We start from the raw sequence: 15618 nt of genomic DNA, 5'->3' as shown, positions 1-15618 counted from the left end.
ACGCAGTCAGACGGGACAGTTTCGATGAACATTCACGAATATCAGGCCAAAGCCCTCCTTCGCAGCTATGGCGCACCGGTGTCCGATGGTCGCGCAGTGTTGCGCGCCGAAGAAGCCAAAACCGCAGCAGGTGAGCTGGACGGCCCGCTTTGGGTTGTCAAAGCACAGATCCACGCGGGTGGTCGCGGCAAGGGTTCGTTCAAAGAGGCCGACGCCGGTGAAAAAGGCGGTGTTCGTCTGACCAAGTCGGTTGAAGAAGCCGCTGAAGAAGCCAAAAAGATGCTGGGCCGTACGCTGGTCACTCATCAGACCGGTCCGGCGGGCAAGCAGGTCAACCGCATCTATATCGAAGCAGGCTCGGGCATCGAGCGTGAACTGTACCTGGCTCTGCTGGTGGATCGTCAGACCAGCCGCATTTCCTTCGTCTGTTCGACCGAGGGCGGCATGGATATCGAAGAAGTAGCCGCCGCGACGCCCGAGAAAATCCTGTCCTTCTCGGTCGATCCGGCCACCGGTTACATGCCCTATCACGGCCGCCGCATCGCCTTCTCGCTGGGTCTGGAAGGCGCGCAGGTCAAGCAATGCGTCAAACTGATGAGCCAGCTGTATGCCGCCTTCGTCGAGAAGGACATGGAGATGCTGGAGATCAACCCGCTGATCGTGTCCGACAAGGGCGACCTCAAAGTACTGGACGCCAAGGTCGGTTTTGACGGCAACGCGGTCTACCGCCACCCCGACATCGCCGAGTTGCGCGACACGACCGAGGAAGATCCCAAGGAACTGGAGGCCTCGAAATACGACCTGAACTACATCGCACTGGATGGTGAGATCGGTTGCATGGTCAACGGTGCCGGTCTGGCGATGGCGACCATGGACATCATCAAGCTGTATGGGGCAGAGCCTGCCAACTTCCTCGACGTGGGTGGCGGCGCCACCAAAGAGAAAGTGACCGAGGCGTTCAAGATCATCACCTCGGACCCGCAGGTCAAAGGCATTCTGGTCAACATCTTCGGCGGCATCATGCGTTGCGACGTGATCGCCGAGGGCGTTGTCGCCGCAGTGAAAGAGGTCGGCCTGAAAGTGCCGCTGGTCGTCCGTCTGGAAGGCACGAATGTCGAGAAGGGCAAAGAGATCATCAACACCTCTGGCCTGGACGTGATCGCGGCAGACAACCTGAAAGACGGTGCCGAGAAGATCGTGAAGGCAGTTAAGGGGTAAGCTTGTTTGAGTGGGGCTGGCCTCGGGCCCGCCCCATCGCGGCAAATACCAAGCTGCAAATCACTGCCGCGCAAGGCCGAAAGAAGCAATCGATCTGATGACCATCCCCATCTTCCTCATAGGCCTCGAACGCGCCACAGGGCGGGCGCGCTTGATGGAGCAGGAGCTGCAAAAGGCAGGCCTGTCGGCGACGCGCGTCAACGCTGTTGACTGCGATGCCGCCACCCGTGAGGATTTTCTGCGCGAATGCCGGGCGGAAGGACCTTGGGGCTATTTCCATACCAAGGACATGGCTTGCACCCTCAGCCACGCCAAAGCGTGGGAGGCGGTGATTGCCTCGGGCGCGGAACAGGCCTTGATCCTTGAGGATGATGTTTTCCTGACACCGGAACTGGCAGACTGGCTGAACGATCCGTCCTGGTGGCCAGAGGATGCCGACATCGTTCGGTTCGAACGTTGGCGCAGCACGAAGCTTTACGTGGCACTTGGACGCAAGCGGTTGTCCCATTTGGGACGGGAACTGCGCCTGATGCGCTCGCGCCATCCCGGTGGTGCAGCTTATGCGCTGACACGCGAAGCGGCCCGGCACTTTCTGGCACAGAAACCCTTTGACATTACGCTGGATGGTTTGTTGTTCAACCCGTCCGCCTCGCCGGCGGCGCGTCAGATCAACATCTATCAGGTGATCCCGGCCATGGTCGAACAGGGCAACGAAGCGCCCGGCGAATACCAGATGGGTGCGCCACGCGCGCGTCCCAACGGCTGGCCCCTGATCCGGCAAAAAGTTAGGCGTGGCATCGCCGAAATCAGCAGCGGCCTTCGCACGACGGCCAACCTTGCCTTGGGACGTGCCACGCTCGAGAAGATTACCTATGCGCCGCAGGTTCTGCCGGCGACTGAACCCAATCAATCCAACACCGCCTAGAGAAAGGGACAAAATGGCAGTCCTCATCGACGAAAACACCAAAGTGATCTGTCAGGGCTTTACCGGCTCGCAGGGTACATTCCACAGCGAACAGGCCATTGCCTATGGCACCAAGATGGTCGGCGGCGTAACCCCCGGCAAAGGCGGGATGGAGCATCTGGGCTTGCCCGTGTTCAACTCGGTTCACGAAGCCAAGCACGTGACCGAAGCCAACGCTTCGGTGATCTATGTACCGCCGCCGTTTGCCGCGGATTCGATTCTCGAAGCGATTGATGCCGAGATGGAAGTGATCGTCTGCATCACCGAAGGCATCCCGGTTCTGGACATGATGAAGGTGAAGCGGGCGCTGGAAGGCTCAAGCTCGCGCCTGATCGGCCCCAACTGCCCCGGTGTCATCACGCCCGACGCCTGCAAGATCGGCATCATGCCCGGCCACATCCACAAGCGCGGCTCGGTCGGCGTTGTGTCGCGTTCGGGCACCCTGACCTATGAGGCCGTCAAGCAGACCACCGATGTGGGTCTGGGCCAGTCCACCTGCGTCGGCATCGGCGGCGACCCGATCAAAGGCACGGAGCATATCGACGTTCTGGAGTGGTTCCTGGCCGATGACGAAACCGAGTCGATCATCATGATCGGTGAGATCGGCGGCTCGGCCGAGGAAGAAGCCGCGCAGTTCCTGGCGGACGAGGCCAAGAAAGGCCGCAAGAAACCGACTGCAGGGTTCATCGCTGGCCGCACAGCCCCTCCGGGCCGCCGCATGGGCCACGCAGGCGCGATTGTCGCTGGCGGCAAAGGCGGTGCCGAGGACAAGATCGAAGCTATGCGCAGTGCCGGTATCGTCGTGGCCGAAAGCCCGGCGCAACTGGGCGAGGCTGTGCTGGAAGCGATTGGGTAAGTCGTGATCCGAGGCCGTCAATCCTTAATAGGCTTAGTGGCTGCCCTATTGGCAGTCACATCCGCACCTGCTGGTGCGGAAAACTATGATCCGGCCTCAGACGCCATTAGCGCATGCCAGTCAGCAACCGATCTGGCCATACTGACAGATGCGCTTATTCAAGTTGGGTGGACGCCCCAGGTGCCTGCAAATCTTGATGACAGTGCAATCCGGTCTTATGCAGCCACCTATTTACCAAATCACTTCGGCACTGGCGACTACTCAGACACGCGCATCGCAAGCACTTGGGAGTTAGCTCTCACCAATGCGACAGGTGCGCGCAATTTGAAGATAGTTGATGGTTCCGAAAAGAAGGACAGATGGTTTGTTCGTGACCAAACCGGAAGCGTTTTGCGTGTCGAGAGCTACAAGAATGGAGAGTTCGAGCAAACCAACTGTGTTCTGGCGCTCAAAGAAGAAGACTCTCCAACTACTTTTGAAAAGTTACTAGTGGACTCGGACCGCGACCCCAAATCCCTTCCGCCAGTTCTTCATCTTCGGTCCCAGTCTTCCGAAAATGATACGTTCAAAAGAAGCAAGAACGGCGCGATCCTGAACATACATCGAATGCAATCTGCCTCAGACCCAGAATTTGATGTATCGTCAGTTTTCACAACTGTAACCACAAAGCGACCGGAGAAGTCACGATGACCTTCTCGGACGCCATCCAAACCTGTTTCTCCAAGTTCTTCACCTTCTCGGGTCGTGCCTCGCGGTCTGAGTACTGGTTCTTTTTCCTGTTCATCCTGATCTGGAGCATCATCGCCGGGATCATTGACTGGCAGTTCTTCACTCAGGTCGCGATCACAGAAAGCGATGAGGTCAAATCCGTTACCGCCACTTCTTCGCAACCGGTGCAAAGTATCGTCAGCCTGATCGTTTTCTTCCCGCATCTGGCTGTCGCGTGGCGACGGATGCATGATACCGGGCGCAGCGGGCTTTATGCTTTGCTGCCGATCCTGCTGATCCTCGGGGCGTTTGCGGTTCTGATCTTCGGCATCGGCCTCGCCTCTCATTTCCAGCATGGTGGCACTCTGGACATTATGTTTACCCGCGCAACATTGCTGATCGTCATCCCGACACTTATCGTTCTGGTGGTGTCGCCCCTTCTGGTGCTGTGGTGGCTGACCCGCCCCAGTCAACCAGGCACCAATCAATACGGTCCCAACCCACATGAGGTAGCCCAATGACCGAACACTCGCCCAATACTGCCTTTCATGCCTCCAGCTTCATGCAGGGGCACAACGCCGAATACCTGGAACAGCTTTATGCGCAGTACACCAAGAACCCCGGTGCGGTAGACGCTGCCTGGGTCGAGTTCTTCAAGGCCATGGGTGACGCCGCGCCTGATGTTCAGCGTGAGGCCGAAGGGCCTTCGTGGGCGCGCACGGACTGGCCTCCGATGCCGGCCGATGATCTGACCGGTGCGCTGACCGGTGAGTGGGCCGAGATTGACGCCAAGGCGGCGGGCAAGAAGATCAAGGACAAGGCCGAGGCCAAAGGTGTTGAGGTCAGCGATGACCAGATCAAGCGCGCCGTGCTGGACAGCCTGCGCGCCCTGATGCTGATCCGGGCCTACCGGATCCGGGGTCATCTGGCCGCCGATCTGGATCCGCTGGGCATGCGCGCGGCCAGCAATCATCCGGAACTGGATCCCAAAACCTACGGCTTCACCGATGCGGACATGGACCGTCCGATCTTCATCGACAACGTGCTGGGGCTGCAGGTCGCCTCGATGCGGCAGATCGTCGAGATCGTGAAGCGGACCTATTGCGGCACTTTTGCGCTGCAATACATGCATATCTCAAACCCGGAAGAGGCCGCATGGCTGAAAGAGCGCATTGAGGGCTATGGCAAGGAAATCCAGTTCACCAAGGAAGGCCGCAAAGCCATTCTGAACAAGATGGTCGAGGCCGAAGGCTTTGAGAAATTCCTTCACGTCAAGTACATGGGCACCAAGCGCTTTGGTCTCGATGGCGGTGAGGCGCTTATTCCGGCGATGGAGCAAATCATCAAACGGGGTGGCGCGCTGGGTCTCAGCGATATCGTCATCGGCATGCCGCACCGCGGTCGTCTGAATGTTCTAGCCAACGTAATGGGCAAGCCCTATCGCGCCATCTTCAACGAATTCCAGGGCGGCAGCTATAAGCCCGAAGACGTGGATGGCTCGGGTGATGTGAAGTACCATCTGGGTGCCTCAAGCGACCGCGAGTTCGACGGCAACAGCGTACACCTGTCGCTGACTGCAAACCCGTCGCACCTTGAGGCGGTGAACCCTGTGGTTCTGGGCAAGGTCCGCGCCAAGCAGGATCAATTGGGCGACACTGATCGCACCAGGGTCATGGCCATTCTGCTGCATGGGGATGCGGCCTTTGCCGGTCAGGGCGTCGTGGCCGAAGGCTTTGGCCTGAGCGGTCTGCGCGGGCATCGCACCGGCGGGACAATGCACATCGTGGTGAACAACCAGATCGGCTTTACCACCGCGCCGCATTTCTCACGCTCCAGCCCATATCCGACGGATATCGCGCTGATGGTCGAAGCACCGATTTTCCACGTGAACGGGGATGACCCCGAAGCGGTTGTTCATGCAGCCAAGGTGGCGACCGAGTTCCGCCAGAAATTCCACAAGGATGTGGTTTTGGATATCTTCTGCTACCGCAGGTTTGGTCACAACGAGGGCGACGAGCCCATGTTCACCAACCCGATCATGTACAAGAAGATCAAGACGCATAAGACCACGCTGTCTCTGTACACAGAACGCCTCGTCAAGGATGGCCTAATCCCCGAAGGTGAAATCGAGGATATGAAAGCGGCCTTCCAGGCCCATCTGAACGACGAATTCGAGGCCGGTAAAGACTATAAACCCAACAAGGCCGATTGGCTGGACGGGCGCTGGTCGCATCTGGACAAGAACAAAGACGAATACATGCGCGGCGAGACGGCGATCGCGCCGGACACTCTGGCCGAAATGGGTGGCGCCCTGACCCGCGTACCGAGCGGATTTGCCATGCACAAGACGGTCGGTCGGCTGCTTGAGCACAAGAAGCAGATGTTTGAAACCGGTAAAGGCTTTGACTGGGCCACTGGTGAGGCGCTGGCCTTCGGGTCATTGCTGACCGAGGGGTACCCGGTACGCCTTTCTGGCCAGGACGCCACGCGCGGCACCTTCAGCCAGCGCCATTCGGGGTTCATTCATCAGGAAACCGAAGAGCGGTACTACCCGCTGAACAACATTCGCGCAGGCCAATCGCAGTACGAAGTGATCGACTCGATGCTGTCCGAATATGCAGTGCTTGGGTTCGAATACGGATACTCGCTGGCCGAACCCAATGCACTTGTTCTATGGGAAGCCCAGTTCGGGGACTTCGCCAACGGCGCGCAGATCATGTTCGACCAGTTCATCAGTTCTGGTGAATCGAAATGGCTGCGGATGTCCGGTTTGGTCACGCTGTTGCCGCACGGGTTTGAAGGACAGGGCCCCGAACACTCATCCGCGCGGCTTGAGCGGTTCCTGCAAATGTGCGGTCAGGACAACTGGATCGTGGCGAACTGCACCACGCCCGCGAACTATTTCCACATCCTGCGTCGCCAACTGCATCGGACGTTCCGCAAGCCGTTGATTCTGGTGACGCCTAAATCGTTGCTGCGCCACAAGCTGGCGGTCAGCACGGCCGAGGATTTTACCACCGGCTCCAGCTTCCACCGCGTGCTGTGGGATGATGCACAGAAGGGTAATTCCGACACCAAGCTGGTGGCGGATGACAAGATCAAACGCGTGGTGATGTGTTCCGGCAAAGTCTATTTTGATCTGCTGGAGGAACGCGATGCACGTGGTATTGACGACGTCTACTTGATGCGGATCGAACAGTTCTATCCCTTCCCGGCACATTCGCTGATCAACGAGCTTGAACGATTCAAGAATGCCGAAATGGTCTGGTGTCAGGAAGAGCCCAAAAACCAAGGCGCCTGGACCTTTATTGAGCCCAATATCGAATGGGTTCTGTCCCGGATCGGCGCGAAACATACCCGTCCGGCTTACGTCGGTCGCGCAACCTCGGCTTCGCCCGCAACGGGCCTGGCCAGCCAACACAAAGCCCAACAAGAAGCGCTGGTTAACGAAGCGCTGAGCATCGAAGGAAAATAAGCGATGACGATTGAAGTTCGTGTTCCCACGCTTGGCGAGTCGGTCACCGAAGCCACTGTTGCAACATGGTTCAAAAAGCCCGGTGATGCGGTCGCCGTGGATGAGATGCTGTGTGAGCTGGAGACTGACAAGGTCACGGTCGAAGTGCCCTCTCCCTCTGCTGGTGTGATGGGTGAGATTGTAGCCGCCGAAGGCGAAACGGTTGGTGTCGATGCTCTGCTGGCGACGATTACTGCCGGCGAAGGCGCAGCCACGCCTGCCCCAGCAACAGCCGCAGCAGCTCCGGAGGCCGCACCTGCCGCATCTGGCGGGTCGGTTGACGTGATGGTTCCGACACTTGGCGAATCCGTGACGGAAGCAACTGTTTCAACCTGGTTCAAGCAAGTCGGCGACAGCGTCGCGCAGGACGAGATGTTGTGTGAGTTGGAAACCGACAAAGTCTCGGTCGAAGTACCGGCCCCGGCTTCCGGTGTTCTGGCAGAGATTGTCGCGCCGGAAGGTGCAACCGTGGATGCAACCGCAAAGCTGGCAGTCATCTCTGGCGCGGCCGCTGGCGCAGCTCCTGCGCCAGCTCCTGCGGCGGCGACAGCTTCTGCAGCGGCAAGCACCGGCAAAGATGTTGCAAACGCACCATCGGCTGAAAAGGCGATGGCAGAAGCCGGGTTGTCAGCCGATCAGGTCACCGGCACCGGTCGCGATGGCCGTATCATGAAGGAAGACGTTGCCAAGGCGGTTGCAGCCGCTTCTGCTCCGGCACCTGCGGCTTCTGCGTCTGCACCAGCGGCTCAGGCTCCACGCGCACCGGTTGCTGCCGAAGACGCGGCCCGCGAAGAACGCGTACGGATGACTCGTCTGCGTCAGACAATTGCCAAGCGCCTGAAGGATGCGCAGAACACCGCCGCGATCCTGACCACCTATAACGAGGTGGACATGACCGAGGTGATGGCCCTGCGCAATCAGTACAAGGACCAGTTCGAGAAGAAGCACGGCGTGCGCCTGGGCTTCATGTCCTTCTTCACCAAGGCCTGCTGCCATGCCCTGAAAGAAGTGCCAGAGGTCAATGCCGAGATCGATGGCACCGACATCGTCTACAAGAACTTCGTTCACATGGGCGTTGCTGCCGGCACGCCGCAGGGTCTGGTCGTACCGGTCATTCGCGACGCGGACAGCATGTCCTTTGCAGCCATCGAAAAAGCCATCGCCGAAAAGGGCAAGCGCGCCCGCGATGGCAAGCTTTCAATGGCCGAGATGCAGGGCGGCACCTTCACCATCTCGAACGGTGGTGTTTACGGGTCGCTGATGTCGTCGCCGATCCTGAACCCCCCGCAGTCGGGCATTCTTGGCATGCACAAGATCCAAGAACGACCGATGGTCATCAATGGCGAGATCAAGATCCGCCCGATGATGTATCTGGCCCTGTCTTATGACCACCGGATCGTTGACGGCAAAGGCGCGGTGACGTTCCTGGTTCGTGTGAAAGAGGCGCTGGAAGACCCCCGCCGCCTGCTGATGGATCTGTAACCATGGCGACACATGTACTCTGGCAGGCTGATGTGGCCGATTTCGACGCCTGGCTGAAAGTGTTCCGCGAGGACAAGCCGATGCGCAAGGCCTCGGGTATCCGCGACCTGCATGTCTGGCGCGATCCCGATCAGAAGGACCATGCAATCGCGATGTTCGAGGTTACGGATCTGGAAAAGGCGCGCGCCTTTTTCGGGTCCGAGGAATTGGCAATGCACCACGAGCGAGGCGGCATTGCGCATATCTCGATCAAGCTGCTGGAACCCGTTTGACAAAAGATATTCCTGACCCACCAAATCGGGTCGGGGAAGCACCGGATCGTCCGGTCGGTTTAGGAGAATCTAATGGCAAATTATGACGTCATCGTAATCGGCGCCGGACCCGGCGGCTATGTCTGCGCGATCCGCTGCGCTCAACTGGGTCTGAAGACTGCTGTTGTCGAGGGGCGCGAAACGCTGGGTGGTACTTGCCTGAATGTGGGCTGCATCCCCTCGAAAGCTTTGCTGCATGCCAGCCATCAGTTGCACGAAGCCGAACACAACTTTGCCAAGATGGGCCTGAAGGGCAAAAGCCCTTCGGTCGATTGGAAGCAGATGCAAGCCTACAAGGATGAGGTGATCGAGGGCAACACCAAGGGCATTGAGTTCCTGTTCAAGAAGAACAAGATCGACTGGCTGAAAGGCTGGGGATCGATCCCTGCCGCCGGTCAGGTCAAAGTGGGCGATGAGGTGCACGAGGCCAAGAGCATCATCATCGCTTCAGGCTCCGAACCGTCCTCGCTGCCTGGTGTCGAAGTGGATGAGAAGGTGGTCGTGACGTCCACCGGTGCGCTGTCTCTGGGCAAGATCCCCAAAAAGATGGTGGTGATCGGCGCGGGTGTGATCGGTCTTGAACTGGGATCGGTCTACAGCCGTTTGGGTGCTGAAGTAACCGTGATCGAGTTTCTCAAGGAAATCACCCCCGGCATGGACCCGGAAGTGCAGAAGACATTCCAGCGTATCCTCAAGAAACAGGGGTTGAATTTCATCATGGGTGCGGCGGTGCAGAAAACCGAAGCAACCAAGACCAAGGCCAAGGTGACCTACAAGCTGCTCAAGGACGACAGCGAGCATGTGATCGACGCCGATACCGTGCTGGTGGCCACGGGCCGCAAACCTTTTTACGACGGGCTGGGGCTGGATGCGCTGGGAGTCGAGATGACCCCGCGCGGGCAGATCAAGGTGGGTGCGGATTGGCAAACCAACGTACCTGGCATTTATGCCATTGGCGACGTGATCGAAGGCCCGATGTTGGCCCACAAGGCCGAAGATGAAGGCATGGCCGCCGCCGAAGTGGTCGCCGGCAAGCATGGCCATGTGAATTATGGTGTCATTCCGGGCGTGATCTATACGTGGCCCGAAGTCGCCAATGTCGGTGAGACCGAGGCGACGCTCAAGGAACAGGGTCGTGCCTACAAGGTCGGCAAGTTCATGTTCATGGGCAATGGCCGCGCCAAAGCCAACTTTGCCTCTGACGGTTTCGTAAAGATTCTGGCAGACAAAGAGACCGACCGTATCCTTGGCGCCCATATCATCGGTCCGGCTGCGGGCGATCTGATCCACGAGGTCTGCGTCGCCATGGAATTCGGCGCATCCGCCGAGGATCTGGCCCTGACCTGCCACGCGCACCCGACCTATTCCGAAGCGGTGCGTGAAGCGGCACTGGCTTGCGGCGACGGCCCGATCCACAGCTGACAACCTTGACCCCGGCAGCGATCAGCCTGTCGGGGTCAACCAGGCATCCAGATAGGTCTCCAACCTGTCTGTAAATGTCGTCGCTGAATGCAACGCGCAAAACTTTAGTGACATGGCCTGAATGGCGAAAGCCTGCACACCTTCGGCCAATAACTCGCATGGCACGTCCTTTCGCACCTCTGCAGCTTCGAGCCACAGCATCACGACACGGAAATATCTCTCAAAGCAATAGGCGACCGGTCCTATCTCAGCGACAGCCGTTGCACCGGAATACCTGATCAACAGATCGAATACATACCGCTCGGACGTCATGAAACTGTGAACCGGCTCCAGCGCCATGATGATCTCTGCAACAGTTTTGGGTGAAGTTCCGGCCTCGGCCTGATCCAAACACGCATTCAGCTTGTCCGCGATCAGAATTTCCATAAGCGCATCCTTGTCGCGAAAATGCGCAAAGAAGGTGCCCTTCGCAACACCTGCAGCCTTCACAACGTCTTCCACCCGCAAAGCTTCATATCCGCCATTTTGGATAACCTCTTCGGCAGCCGAGAGAAGCTTGGCGCGGGTCTTGATCGTACGTTTCTGGATCGTCTTTTGCATACCTCTCAATTGCACAGTTTTTGACCGTGGTCAAATTTATATTGACCGTGGTCATTTTTTTACCTACAAACTGACCACGGTCATTTTCAGGAGAATCACAATGCAATCGAAGAAAATCCTCATCCTTGACGGACACCCCGCAGAAAGCAGCCTGTCACGAATATTCGCCGAAACGTATGGAGACGCCGCCCGTAAAAAGGGCCATGACGTCCGGTTGGTCCATCTGAGCGATCTGCAGTTCGATTTTGATTTCGGTCAGGGCAATTACCACGATTTCAAACCGCTTGAGCCGGTTCTGGAACAAGTGCTGCAAGACTTTGAGTGGAGCGACCATCTGGTTTTGACCACACCGATGTGGTGGGGCGGCCTTCCCGCGAAACTCAAGGGACTGATCGACCGGACATTTATCCCCGGGCGGACTTTCGACACCCGGAATACGACAAAGATCGGGTTCCCGGCGCCCATGCTGACTGGGCGTACTGCACGCGTCATCCTGACCTCAGACACGCCGGGATGGTTCATGCGCCTGATATACCGGCAGGCGCTTATCCGTCAGGTACGGGACCAGATCCTTGGGTTCGTCGGCTTCAAACCAACGCGGTTCACCTATTTTGCTGGCGCAAGCTATCCCAAGCCCGGCAACGTTGATCGCTGGATTGAAAAAGTATCCAGGATCGGAGCCGCTGCGGTTTGAGCCACTGCCGCCACCCAGATCTACCACATCGTTTTTGCGGCGCGTGCAGACCATTCCTCGTCATATTGCGCGCCGCCTTCCGCACCACCTGATGCCTCGGACAGAAGCTGACCTATCGTGGGAAGATTGCCGCTTTCATCACCGCTGGACCAGATACGCGCCCGGATCAGAGCACGGGCACATTGGCTGTAAATCTCGGCGATTTTAACGACGATAACAGTCGCCGGGCGTTTGCCGCCCTTTTCAAATTGATGTCGCAGCCCCTCATCTACCGTTACAAACGCCAACCCATTCACCCGAACGACGTTGTTGGACCCCGGAACAAAGAACATGAGCGAAACACGTGGGTCGCGTACGATATTGCGCAGACTGTCCAGACGGTTGTTGCCGCGCCAGTCCGGTAGCGCCAGCGTATTCTCATCCAACTCTTTCACCACCGGGCCATCATCACCCCGAGGGCTGCCATCCACACCTTCAGGACCAACGGTGCTGAGAACACAGAGGCGTGATGCGAGAATCCACTTGCGATAGAGAGGCGTCAGTTGACGAACGACCTTTCGCAAGGACGGCGCGCCGGGCCGACCATACAACGCTTCAAGCGTTTCAATGTCACTAATGTGCTCCATCCGGATCAAACCCAACTTCCCGCATCAACTCGTTAGAACGTGTTTCGATCACCTCTTCCAGCCGGGCAAGGAAGTCGTCCCGACCAACACCCGGCTCGATCGGGTCCAGGAAATGCACGATCGCAAGGCCCGGTTTGCGCATGACACCTGTGCGGGGCCAGAAGACGCCGGCATTCGTTGCGACCGGAACGCAGGGAAAACCGAGTCCTTCGTAAAGAACTGCAGTTCCAACCTTGTAAGGCTTCTTTGCACCGGGCGCCACGCGTGTTCCTTGCGGGTAAATCACAAGCTGACCGGGTTCCGAGAACTCCTTCGATACATCCTTGACCATCTTGGCCACGGCGGCACCGCGCTTGCCACGATTGACCGGAATGCAGCCGAGACGTCGTGCATACATGCCAATGACGGGCGTAAACAAGAGCTCACGCTTCATAATGAACTTGCCGTGCGGAATGGCATCGAAAATCAGGATGATATCAAGAAATGACTGGTGTTTTGCCGCTATGACCACCTCATTCGTTGGGGCTGTACCTCGCACTTCACTCCGGATGCCAACCATCCAGCGGGCCAGCCACATCGTACTGCGCGCGTAGGTCTTGCACGCCTTCAGGGCGCCAGCCTTGGAAAACAGCGCGTAGGGCAGAAAAACAATGCCAAGGATCAGCATCCAGGCGTAGATCACGATCATGAAGATCAACGACCGGACCCATTGAACAGCCATCAACATCAGGAAAGCTCCTTCAATTTGCGTCGGGCCGCAGCCCAGGTGGCAAAAAACGCGACCATGGCACCAAGGATCGGGATAAGTACCGGCAACACCCAGTCTTTGCCCTGAAAGCCCACGCCGGTCAGAAAACCGCCCGTGTCCGAGGCTTCGGGCAACAACAGGACACCTGTCATCCCCAGCAATGTACCGACCGAAGCCCCGAAAAACGCGCGATATGTGAACCGCCTTACGAATGCCCCCGCTATGAACCCGTCGCGTGCGCCGACCAGGCGCAGCACTTCGATGATCTGGGCATTGGCGGCAAGCGAGGCATTGGCGGCAAGGGTAATCATGGCCGCGGTCGCACCGCCGATCAGCAGGATCGAAATCCACCCCAGACGACGCAGGGACATCGCCGCATCAACCAGAGGTTCCCGCCATCGAGAATGATCATCCAGTACGGCGCCCGGCACCTCTGCCCCCAACCGCAAACGCAACCCGGCCACATCAATGCCCGGTTCGGTTTCAATGATCTCGATAAGTTGCGGCACGGGCAGCGTATCCAGCGGCAGATCCGGCCCGAACCACGGGGCAAGCAACGCCGCCTGCTCTTCCTGCGTCAAAGCACGGGCCGAGGCCACGCCGGGCGTTTGGCTAAGAACCGTCAACGCAGCCTCGGTCTGGGCTGCGCGCTGTTCCGCGGGCGCGTTGATACGCAGGGTTGCGGCTCCGGCCAGTTCCGAAGCCCAACGATCTGCAATGCGCCCCGACGCCAGAGAAAGGGCCAAAGCGAATACTGCAAGAAACGCCATCGCACCCGCGACAAACAGGGTCAGGTGCGCCGTGTATCCCGTTGGGGGAACAACCCGGTCTGCCCGCTTGTCGCCACGCAACAGATTTCGCAGGTCAGGGCTGATCATAGATCCGCCCCCGCCAGTTGCAGCTTGCGCTGCGAAATACGCAAGACACGCGCCTGCACCTGGCTTTTGGCCGCGCGGATCAGGCTCAGGTCATGGGTTGCGATCAGGACGGTTTTGCCCATCCGATTCAACTCAATCAGAAGACGCAGCAGCCGTTGCGACATCTCCCAGTCAACGTTGCCTGTCGGCTCATCCGCCAAAACCACATCAGGCGACAGGATAACGGCGCGCGCCAGAGCAGCCCTTTGGCGTTCGCCTCCGGACAGTTCGGGTGGACGGGCTTCAAGCCTGGCTCCAAGACCCACCCAGCTGAGCAGTTCACTCAGGTTGTCCTGCTCGGATGATTCCGCGCGCCCGGACACCATCAGAGGCAACGCGACGTTTTCGGCGAGCGTCATGTGGTCAAGGAACTGACAATCCTGATGCACGACACCCACGCGGCGGCGCAGTACCGCCAGCTGGTCGCGATCAAGGGCTGAAATATCCTGATCAAACACGCTCAACCGCCCCGAAGTTGGTAGCAAGGCGCCATAACACAGCTTGAGCAGCGTGGTCTTACCCGTCCCGGAAGGCCCGGTCAGAAAGTGAAACGAACCCGGCTGCAATTGCACCGAGACATCGCTCAGCAACTCACCGCCACCGTAGGTGTAGCTGACATTTTCCAGCTCGATCACACGTGCCCCCATTATTTTGCCGCTCTTCTTGCCCGAGCATGGTCTTGGTTTCAATGGCTCTACCGAGTCCAATTGGTGACACTTGACCCGTGAAACCGAAAACGCTCTTTGCTGTTGGGTCTTAACGGAATATCATTCCTGAAAAAACTATTATCGGCCCTTCACCCGGCTGAGGAGGCAGCATGCGTCTTACATGTCCGAATTGCAGTGCGCAGTACGAGGTTCCTGACGAGGTCATCCCCGAGGAAGGCCGCGACGTGCAGTGTTCCAACTGCGATCAGACCTGGTTTCAAGCGAAGCACCCCACGGAGCCCGCAAGCACACCAGACGACAAAGCAGAAGGGCCTGCAACGGATGACGCATCGTCCGACGTGGTCGAAGCTCAGCAGGATGCAGAACCGGAACCTGTTGAAGAGGTGGTATCCGAAGATAAGCCCGAAGTTGACGAACCCGTTGCGTCCACCGGAAATGTCGATCCTTCCGTTGCCAGCATTCTGAAAGAAGAAGCTGCTCGCGAAGCGGAACTTCGGTCGCAAGAAGGCAGTAGCCTTGAGAGCCAGCCCGATCTGGGACTGGATACGCCGCCAGAGCCCAAGGTGCGACCCAAACGGCCTTCGGCTTCGGAAACCGCAGTTGATGCCGGGCAGAAAGACGCGTTACCGGATGTCGAGGCAATCAATTCCTCTATGCGATCAGATGAGCCGGAAGAGGCCGCGCAAACACCGCGCAAATCGGGAGGGTTCTTACGCGGTTTTGCGCTGATGCTGATCATCGGCGTGATTCTGTATCTGATCTATGGAAATGCCCAACAGATCAGCGATGTGATCCCCCAGACCGAACCGTTGCTCAGTTCATATGTGTCACTTTTGGATCAGGCGCGAATCTGGCTTGAAGCACAGGTTGGGTCGGGCACCCAGAACTAA

The 15618-nt window shown here is 58.2% G+C and carries 16 protein-coding genes; 11 read left to right on the top strand and 5 right to left on the bottom strand.

The features are described 5' to 3' along the window. Positions 1–24 precede the first annotated feature (24 nt). From sucC to lpdA, 9 genes are all read left to right on the top strand, one after another. On the top strand, positions 25–1218 hold the full coding sequence (gene sucC, locus AC2FEB_RS11730) for an ADP-forming succinate--CoA ligase subunit beta (RefSeq protein WP_117870358.1): 1194 nt from the start codon (positions 25–27) through the stop codon (positions 1216–1218). Positions 1219–1315: 97 nt separating this feature from the next. Beyond that, on the top strand, positions 1316–2143 hold the full coding sequence (locus AC2FEB_RS11725) for a glycosyltransferase family 25 protein (protein WP_496672332.1): 828 nt from the start codon (positions 1316–1318) through the stop codon (positions 2141–2143). 13 nt (positions 2144–2156) lie between these two features. Continuing rightward, positions 2157–3038 (top strand): succinate--CoA ligase subunit alpha, encoded by an 882-nt coding sequence (gene sucD / locus AC2FEB_RS11720; RefSeq protein WP_117870362.1) that lies wholly within the window; start codon positions 2157–2159, stop codon positions 3036–3038. A gap of 48 nt (positions 3039–3086) precedes the next feature. After that, positions 3087–3728 (top strand): hypothetical protein, encoded by a 642-nt coding sequence (locus AC2FEB_RS11715; RefSeq protein ID WP_162896827.1) that lies wholly within the window; start codon positions 3087–3089, stop codon positions 3726–3728. Continuing rightward, the gene (locus tag AC2FEB_RS11710) at positions 3725–4267 is read left to right on the top strand and encodes a DUF805 domain-containing protein (RefSeq protein ID WP_117870366.1); all 543 of its coding nucleotides are present in this window, start codon (positions 3725–3727) and stop codon (positions 4265–4267) included. Before AC2FEB_RS11715 ends, AC2FEB_RS11710 begins: the two co-directional genes overlap by 4 nt. Then, positions 4264–7221, top strand: coding sequence for a 2-oxoglutarate dehydrogenase E1 component (locus tag AC2FEB_RS11705; protein ID WP_496672336.1), 2958 nt, complete (start codon positions 4264–4266; stop codon positions 7219–7221). Before AC2FEB_RS11710 ends, AC2FEB_RS11705 begins: the two co-directional genes overlap by 4 nt. A 3-nt stretch (positions 7222–7224) precedes the next feature. After that, on the top strand, positions 7225–8742 hold the full coding sequence (gene odhB, locus AC2FEB_RS11700; protein ID WP_496672339.1) for a 2-oxoglutarate dehydrogenase complex dihydrolipoyllysine-residue succinyltransferase: 1518 nt from the start codon (positions 7225–7227) through the stop codon (positions 8740–8742). A 2-nt stretch (positions 8743–8744) separates the two neighbouring features. After that, on the top strand, positions 8745–9014 hold the full coding sequence (locus AC2FEB_RS11695; RefSeq protein ID WP_117870372.1) for a hypothetical protein: 270 nt from the start codon (positions 8745–8747) through the stop codon (positions 9012–9014). A gap of 72 nt (positions 9015–9086) precedes the next feature. Beyond that, the gene (gene lpdA / locus AC2FEB_RS11690; protein WP_117870374.1) at positions 9087–10475 is read left to right on the top strand and encodes a dihydrolipoyl dehydrogenase; all 1389 of its coding nucleotides are present in this window, start codon (positions 9087–9089) and stop codon (positions 10473–10475) included. Positions 10476–10496: 21 nt separating this feature from the next. Here the strand turns inward: lpdA and AC2FEB_RS11685 are convergent, their stop codons facing one another. Continuing rightward, the gene (locus tag AC2FEB_RS11685; protein ID WP_299899161.1) at positions 10497–11075 is read right to left on the bottom strand and encodes a TetR/AcrR family transcriptional regulator; all 579 of its coding nucleotides are present in this window, start codon (positions 11073–11075) and stop codon (positions 10497–10499) included. Between the two features lie 100 nt (positions 11076–11175). On the opposite strand from AC2FEB_RS11685, the gene AC2FEB_RS11680 reads away from it, so the two are divergent. Next, complete coding sequence (locus tag AC2FEB_RS11680; RefSeq protein WP_299899163.1) at positions 11176–11769, top strand: NAD(P)H-dependent oxidoreductase; 594 nt, start codon at positions 11176–11178, stop codon at positions 11767–11769. A 20-nt stretch (positions 11770–11789) separates the two neighbouring features. Here AC2FEB_RS11680 and AC2FEB_RS11675 read toward each other — a convergent pair whose 3' ends face one another. From AC2FEB_RS11675 to AC2FEB_RS11660, 4 genes are read right to left on the bottom strand one after another with little or no spacing between them, the layout of a single operon-like run. Then, the gene (locus AC2FEB_RS11675) at positions 11790–12395 is read right to left on the bottom strand and encodes a pyridoxamine 5'-phosphate oxidase family protein (RefSeq protein ID WP_496672345.1); all 606 of its coding nucleotides are present in this window, start codon (positions 12393–12395) and stop codon (positions 11790–11792) included. Further along, complete coding sequence (locus AC2FEB_RS11670) at positions 12382–13122, bottom strand: lysophospholipid acyltransferase family protein (protein WP_496884073.1); 741 nt, start codon at positions 13120–13122, stop codon at positions 12382–12384. Before AC2FEB_RS11670 ends, AC2FEB_RS11675 begins: the two co-directional genes overlap by 14 nt. After that, positions 13122–14021, bottom strand: coding sequence for a cell division protein FtsX (locus AC2FEB_RS11665; protein ID WP_299899166.1), 900 nt, complete (start codon positions 14019–14021; stop codon positions 13122–13124). The genes AC2FEB_RS11670 and AC2FEB_RS11665 overlap by 1 nt, the downstream gene beginning before the upstream one ends. Next, positions 14018–14695 (bottom strand): cell division ATP-binding protein FtsE, encoded by a 678-nt coding sequence (locus tag AC2FEB_RS11660; protein ID WP_117872870.1) that lies wholly within the window; start codon positions 14693–14695, stop codon positions 14018–14020. The genes AC2FEB_RS11665 and AC2FEB_RS11660 overlap by 4 nt, the downstream gene beginning before the upstream one ends. A gap of 182 nt (positions 14696–14877) precedes the next feature. On the opposite strand from AC2FEB_RS11660, the gene AC2FEB_RS11655 reads away from it, so the two are divergent. Further along, on the top strand, positions 14878–15618 hold the full coding sequence (locus tag AC2FEB_RS11655; RefSeq protein ID WP_496672353.1) for a zinc-ribbon domain-containing protein: 741 nt from the start codon (positions 14878–14880) through the stop codon (positions 15616–15618).

It is taken from the genome of Ruegeria sp. YTSC106 (assembly GCF_059609765.1).
Note: the sequence above shows the minus strand (reverse complement) of the source record. Positions and strands in the feature narration are given on the sequence as shown.